The organism is Oligoflexus sp., assembly GCF_035638955.1.
Lineage (GTDB): Bacteria > Bdellovibrionota_B > Oligoflexia > Oligoflexales > Oligoflexaceae > Oligoflexus.
In genome coordinates, this window is sequence record NZ_DASQYZ010000238.1 from 43,818 (window position 1) to 50,388 (window position 6,571).

Sequence of the window (6,571 nt, forward strand, 5' to 3'; positions counted from 1 at the left end):
GCCAAGCAAGAGCGATATCCCGGGGTTCCTTATATCTACCCGCACACTTTGAGCTTGTCAACGGGTTCGCGACGGCTAACTTATCGGAAAAATTATTCTATTTTCATCGCCTGCTCCATCTGTTTCCGCGGCATATTGACATTAAATTGATGTCTCCCATTCGATAACACCTTGATATTTCTTTTTACCGCTCGATCTGAGCTGTGTGAAGCAACATCAATTTGTTGCCACGATGGCATTGGAATGATGTCCTTGCTCGAAAATGCTGTAGCTCGTATTATTCCGGCGACACTATCCGGAGTTCCAATGACAGCAGCTGAATTTGTCTGGAAGATACTGCAAGAACATCTGGACACGCACACCTGGAGGAGTTTATCCGAAAAATGCGGCGTAGCAGAGAACACGCTTAGAAACATCGAAAAGGGCTTTGCAAAGTTTCGTACGCTGGTGATAGTGGTCGGCAATCTTCTTGGAGAGCATAAACGGTCCGAGTTTCTGATAGAATTTGCCCAAGGTGAACCTACCCATAAATCAGAAGTGGAGACAGCAAAACGAAACCTTAAAGCCAAGTCATCGCCCATGCCGCTCGAAGAAAAATTCGCAGAACTGTATATGTGTCTGGCGTCCGACGAAGGCATGACCGAGGCAGAAATTCTGCAATGGCTCAGCCATCGCGCACGTGAGCTCGAAGATTTGCGGGAGCAGGGAGTCCTACACGACCGAAATGGTCGATTGTCCATCTCCGATTGGTCCACGAGCGGAAATCGGAGCATAAAAAAACTAAAAATGAAGCTTGTGGCTCTGGACTCCACGGATAATAAATACCGCAGAGGCGAGGCTTTCAGTTCAGTCTATCGATTGGATCTTAAGGGATACGATAGACATATAAAACTGATTCGTCGATACCAGGCTGAGAGTCATGAAATCAACAGGCAGCACGGCAGCCCCACTGGAATTCCAGTAATTTCTGGCTGCATATTGGCTACGAGTTTGCCGGATCAGGGACTCGCAGAGCAGATTGACAACCATATCGAAGCGGATTAATACGCCATGAAAAACAATTCCATTTCAGCATTGCTCACTCTTTTCTGCGCACTAAACCCCTCCGCCCTAATATCCGGATCCACTACTGGCGGGGGAATTGGGACTGTAACACTCGACCAGCAGCAAATGGAAACTCTCCAATTATCCATGCGGAATGACGAATTGATCCGCCTGACTCGACCAGGGGAGAATAAAATTTATCTTCGTAGCAATAAAGACAAAATAATGCCAAAGAGCATTGCTGCCAAAATCCTCCCCTCTGGTGAAGAGGTGATGTTTACTTCAGAAAGCTCTGAGGAGCGTATTCAAACAACTCTTTCATTATCCATTGCCCGCTCGATGATGTCGACAATGCCAGGGGTTTTGCCAGTGGTGCCGAAGGACATTCAGCCTGAATTGAAGCCAAAAGTTGAGACTTTGCCCATCTCCTCACTTGATGCTGAAACCTTGCAAAATCTCAACATCCAGCCATAAAAATTTAAAGCCCGCACTCGGCGGGCTTTCTCATATCTTAGGCTTCATCGGCGTACTGATCATCCCGAGTCCGATACTGATATCGCCCTGTAAACCTTTATCTCCTAAAGCTTCATCTATCGCTTGCTCGGCCTGAGCCATGATTTGATGCAACCGATCAATCCCCTTCTCGTTCAGGCCGGATATGCGAACCGTCGTGAAACTTCCTTTTTCATCCTTGCGCCCGCGGTCGAACAGGTCAATGATGTAACCCATCCACTTAAGAATATTATCAGGTCTGGTATCGAAAATGTAATCAGACGAAAGTTTGAGTCTGCCGCTATCAAGAACCAGGATTTCCGAGTCCAGGAGAAAATTCACGCTGGACATGGACTTCAGGCCAACAATTCGTTCCAGTTCTGAAACTTCAATACCATTATTTGGACAACATAGGGCTATAATGAGAAGACAATCCTTGTTGTATATGGGATCGCCCTTTGTTGACTGCATGAATTGGAAAGGTCGATCAATGCTCCTCCGTGCATCCGGAAAGTATTGCTCGACGGCCTGTACTGTTTCCTCAGGAGTAAGGAGAACAGAGGCCAGCTGCATGAAGGATTGGAATTCAGGTTCACCACCTGCCGCAAGCCTTCTCACCGTGCTATAGCCAAGGCGTGACTTTGCGGCAAGAACCAGAAGGGTATTTTCGCGTTGCTGCGAGGTCCACTTCTGGATCCTTGTTTTTATAAATTCAGTCAAATCCCTGCTTATCATTCGCTATGACTTTGGTAGAAAGACATGAACGCCTGCCACAATTTTTAGCAAGATATCTGCGCTTCTAATGGACCCCAGTTTGGGATCATTTGCAGCTGGGTTGCCAGGGTACCTGGTGTTGAATTCTGCATTTCTTGTCATGTTCCTTCCGCCTTCTTTTCTTCTAAACATGCGAATAGGGATTTACGACTTCCCCCCAATAGTTGAAATCTTTCACGTTGTCAGTAACAATCTTCAGACTATGATGCGCTGCAGTTGCCCCGATAAGCAGGTCCTGTGCATGAAGGGTTATACCCTTTTGCAAGGTTTCAGATCGCTTTGCGGCAGCAATCGACGCGATTTCGCGCGTCACATCAAGGACTCTGAGAGGCGCAATTTTTATAAATTTGTCTAGTGCAGCAAGAGCATTCATCATTCCGGCTCTCCTTAGACCACTTTCGATCTCATAGAGGACAACAACGGATGTGAAAATATCCGGATGCTCTTTGAGCCACTGCTGGCAAGTTCTGCCGCTTTCGCCTCTTTTGAAGAGACCGGACAGTATGCAGGAATCCACAAGGTAAGCCACGATCAGTCCTCACTATCGAATTCAAGCACGGGCTTCGCAGCGCCGCGCGGTGGCAGTATCTCAGTCTCGCCGTCGTAACCATCAGCTTCAGCTGATTCCTGTATTTCTTTGAAAAGCGCATCGAGACTGGAACTTCGCATTTCACGCTTGAAATTCTCAAATTCCTCGAGCATTGCAAGCGGAATAACGGCGACGGCTTTCTCATCCCTGGTTTTTCGATCGATGATTATTTGAGGTGCCTCGAATGCCTGAAGAATTAAATCAGACATCTGACTTCGGGCCTCACTGACTGACCACTCTTTTCGTTTCAATCCCATAGCCTGCCCTCCTTGACAAAGGTACATCGGCACAAATGTATTATAACTTAAGTACAAATGTAAAGGAATTTTACGTTTAGTGGTTACGAAATAGGCATTCAACCAGCCAAATCTCAGCGAACGCAAGGGTTTTTGGATCAAGGAAATTATTCGCAGTAATTTCAGTTACTTATTTCAGCGTACAACTCGAGGAAAATATCGTCCAAAATACTGCCCTTAGAAAATCAGCAACCATGTCAAATAACTCACTATTTTATGGCCAATTTGAGACGCTAGAGGCTTTGCTATTAGCCCAAAAGACAACTATATCGATAATCAGTTGTTAGCCAAGATCACCATGGTTAGTTCCTCTTTCACTTGCAGATCAGAATAAGCGAAGCCAGAAGCAGTCTATACTGGCCATTCATATATTTTATGACATATAAGTCATATCAACATGTTTCATCTATTCCTGATAAGCCCTGTCCGCCAAATGACGGACAGGGTAAATCCCCCCACTCAACTAGTTTTTAGCCATATCTTTAAGGCTGTGTCAAATCGATGAAATGCGATGCATAAAGGTCAAACCAATCACAACCATTTTGCACCATTTTGACTTGGTTAAACTTAAATTAAACGCATAATGTCAGCCAGTTGAAATCGATCTATCGACCTCATTTCATTTATTCCATGAGAAGACCGAAGTCTGATTCTGAATTCGAAGCCAGGAGTCTGCTCTAAGCGGCACCTGTCGTATGACTACAGAGCCCGGTTTTCGAAGACATAATTTTTACTGGAAAGAGGAGTCGCATCTTGAAAGTCATGGTATTCGTGTCACACGAAGTCAAGGAATTTGGAGCTTGGAAAAAAGGCTTTGACGCCAATCAGACAGCTCGCGATGTAGCTGGTTTTAAGCAGGCTTTCCTGGCCCGAGATGCAAAGAAGCCAAATCTCGTCCATGTCGGTTTCTTTGCTCCATCCGTGGATGCAGCGCAGAATTTCGTCGGCGATCCTAAACTTAAAGAGACCATGGAAAAAAGCGGCGTGATCGGCATGCCCGATATCCGCATTGCAAACGTCGCCTAATAGATCGCTCATCGAAGAACCTGCAGGGACGCGACTTGAGGCGGGCCCTGCTTTTCCAGTCACCTGATTCTGAAAGACGGAGGAGCCAATAAGCTACCCTTAAAAAATCAGCAACCATGTCAAATAACTCACTTTTTTATGGCCAATTTGAGACGCTAGAGGCTTTAAGCCCAAAAAAAAACTATGTCGGAATTAGTTGTCAGCCAAGATCACCATGGTTAGTTCTCTTCCACTTGCAGATCAGAATAATTGAAACCAGAAGCAGTCTGTACTGGCCACTCATATAATTTATAACATATAAGTCATATAGACATGTTTCGTTCAACTTCTTAAGCCCTGTCCGCCAAATGACGGACGGGGTAAATTCCTCACTCAATAAATTCACCCTTAAAAAATCGGCAACCATGCCAAATAAATCACTTTTTTATGGCCAATTTGAGACGCTAGAGGCTTTGCTATTAGCCCAAAAGACAACTATGTCGATGAATCAGTTGTCAGCCAAGATCATCATGATTAGTTCTCTTCCACTTGCAGATCAGAATAAGCGAAGCCAGAAGCAGTCTATACTGGCCATTCATATATTTTATGACATATAAGTCATATCAACATGTTTCATCTATTCCTGTTAAGCCCTGTCCGCCAAATGACGGACAGGGTAAATCCCCCCACTCAACTAGTTTTTAGCCATATCTTTAAGGCTGCGTCAGATCGATGAATGCGATTAATAAAGGTCAAACCAAACACAACCATTTTGACTTGGTTAAACTTAAATTAAACGCATAATGTCAGCCAGTTGAAATCGATCTATCGACCTCATTTCATTTATTCCATGAGAAGACCGAAGTCTGATTCTGAATTCGAAGCCAGGAGTCTGTTCCAGGCGGCACCTGTCGTATGACTACAGAGCCCGGTTTTCGAAGACAAAATTTTTACTGGAAAGAGGAGTCGCATCTTGAAAGTCATTGCTTCTTGATCATCCAACCAGCCGTTTTTAGCGGGTTCATACAAGCCAAATAACCCATTAGCGATACACGGGAAAGTTCCAGCCGCTTTTCTTCGCATCAAAACGCTTTTCCATCCCCTTGCGCACGAGTGAAACAGCGCGATTCTCCGAACAACAACCGTATATCCGACGGAAAAGTCTACAGCCTTTGTCTTCAGAGTCGCCGTAAGTATCCAAGGGAAGGACTTTTTGCGACGGGCCAGCTTTTTGCTACAGGCCCTGTGGAAGCTTTGCGCTTACTGAACGCCCTAGGGCAATAATGGAGATCAAAAAGTTGGAAACCGCGGCTGCAGATTCACGTTGGGTCAAGCTTTTGCTGTCTTCTGTCCTGTGCTTTGTGGTCGCTGCTAATGCCGCTGCCAAAGAAAGCTGGTTTACTCCGGCAAGCGGGAATACTGAAGTGCGGAGTGTCTATTGGCGACCGGCGCTTTCTCTTCTCCTTCCCGGCTTTGACCAATATCTCGAAGGCCATACGACGTCCGGGGTCGTCTATTCTTCAATCGGGGTGGGCTCGCTTCTTTTGACTCGTGATAGCGTGAAGCGATTGAACGATGAGAAAGATATGCATGAGTACGACCGCTGGACAGATGACCAAAAAAATAATTATATGACTCATGGCGAGCTTCCGCGACAGACTTTCCTAAGCGCGCAATATTATCAGTCAGCTGGATTCATGAGCGCGTGGCATTCTTTCCGAACGTCTGTGACAACACAGAAGCCGTTGGGGCGCTATGAGTTTCTAAAGACCGAGGAAACTCCGAAGGACCTGCTCGCAGCACCCTTTAAATTTTCCTATCTGGAGCGAAAAACCACCTGGATCCCTTTGCTCATCGCAGCTGCATGGGGCGCAAATCACATCCATTCGACGAATGACAAGGTGCAGCGTGATCCTTTCAACTCTTCGGATGCATTTTACAGCGGCGCTATTTCTTACAATGCAGGGGTTTCCGAAGAGGCCTTTTTTCGAGGCTATTTACAGCCATTGACGATGGAAGCGTGGCAGTCGCCTTTCTGGGCAAACATAGCACAGTCAGCCGTATTTGCTCTTGCACATGGTACCGATAGACCGCCTTTGGTCCAGGCGGGCATGGGTTATTACCTCGGTTGGTTACAGCAGCGAAGTGATTGGACTCTGAGCGAAGGTATCTTCGTGCACGCGTGGTGGGATGTTATCGTCCTGTCATCGGCCTACATGGTGCGTTTAAAAGATCATGAAAGTCGCCCGTCTCCTGCGCTTTGGCTCCCACCGTTCACTGTGATTTGGTGAGCCCTAAGACAGGATCTTAACCCCACAGTTGTAGATAGTATTGAAAGCCTTGATGCTTGAAATGGCATTGGATTAACGAC

7 protein-coding genes are annotated in these 6,571 nt (G+C 46.1%); 4 read left to right on the forward strand and 3 right to left on the reverse strand.

The window, feature by feature from the left end; translation table 11 throughout:
• Window positions 1–252: 252 nt before the first annotated feature.
• Both VE954_RS22200 and VE954_RS22205 read left to right on the forward strand, forming a co-directional pair.
• A complete protein-coding gene (locus tag VE954_RS22200; protein ID WP_324956876.1) occupies window positions 253–1,044 on the forward strand; it encodes a hypothetical protein in 792 nt (263 codons plus the stop codon).
• Window positions 1,045–1,050: 6 nt separating this feature from the next.
• Window positions 1,051–1,518 (forward strand): hypothetical protein, encoded by a 468-nt coding sequence (locus tag VE954_RS22205; RefSeq protein ID WP_324956878.1) that lies wholly within the window; start codon window positions 1,051–1,053, stop codon window positions 1,516–1,518.
• Window positions 1,519–1,548: 30 nt separating this feature from the next.
• Here the strand turns inward: VE954_RS22205 and VE954_RS22210 are convergent, their stop codons facing one another.
• The 3 genes from VE954_RS22210 to VE954_RS22220 form a co-directional block, all read right to left on the reverse strand.
• Window positions 1,549–2,109: a hypothetical protein gene (locus VE954_RS22210; RefSeq protein WP_324956880.1), complete on the reverse strand. Its 561-nt coding sequence runs from the start codon at window positions 2,107–2,109 to the stop codon at window positions 1,549–1,551.
• Window positions 2,110–2,434: 325 nt separating this feature from the next.
• Window positions 2,435–2,839 carry a type II toxin-antitoxin system VapC family toxin gene (locus VE954_RS22215; protein ID WP_324956881.1) on the reverse strand — a complete coding sequence of 135 codons (405 nt, stop codon included), beginning with the start codon at window positions 2,837–2,839 and terminating at the stop codon, window positions 2,435–2,437.
• A gap of 2 nt (window positions 2,840–2,841) precedes the next feature.
• On the reverse strand, window positions 2,842–3,156 hold the full coding sequence (locus VE954_RS22220; protein WP_324956883.1) for a hypothetical protein: 315 nt from the start codon (window positions 3,154–3,156) through the stop codon (window positions 2,842–2,844).
• Between the two features lie 792 nt (window positions 3,157–3,948).
• On the opposite strand from VE954_RS22220, the gene VE954_RS22225 reads away from it, so the two are divergent.
• Both VE954_RS22225 and VE954_RS22230 read left to right on the forward strand, forming a co-directional pair.
• Window positions 3,949–4,221, forward strand: coding sequence for a hypothetical protein (locus VE954_RS22225; RefSeq protein ID WP_324956885.1), 273 nt, complete (start codon window positions 3,949–3,951; stop codon window positions 4,219–4,221).
• 1,277 nt (window positions 4,222–5,498) lie between these two features.
• Window positions 5,499–6,491 (forward strand): CPBP family intramembrane glutamic endopeptidase, encoded by a 993-nt coding sequence (locus VE954_RS22230; RefSeq protein ID WP_324956887.1) that lies wholly within the window; start codon window positions 5,499–5,501, stop codon window positions 6,489–6,491.
• Window positions 6,492–6,571 lie beyond the last annotated feature (80 nt).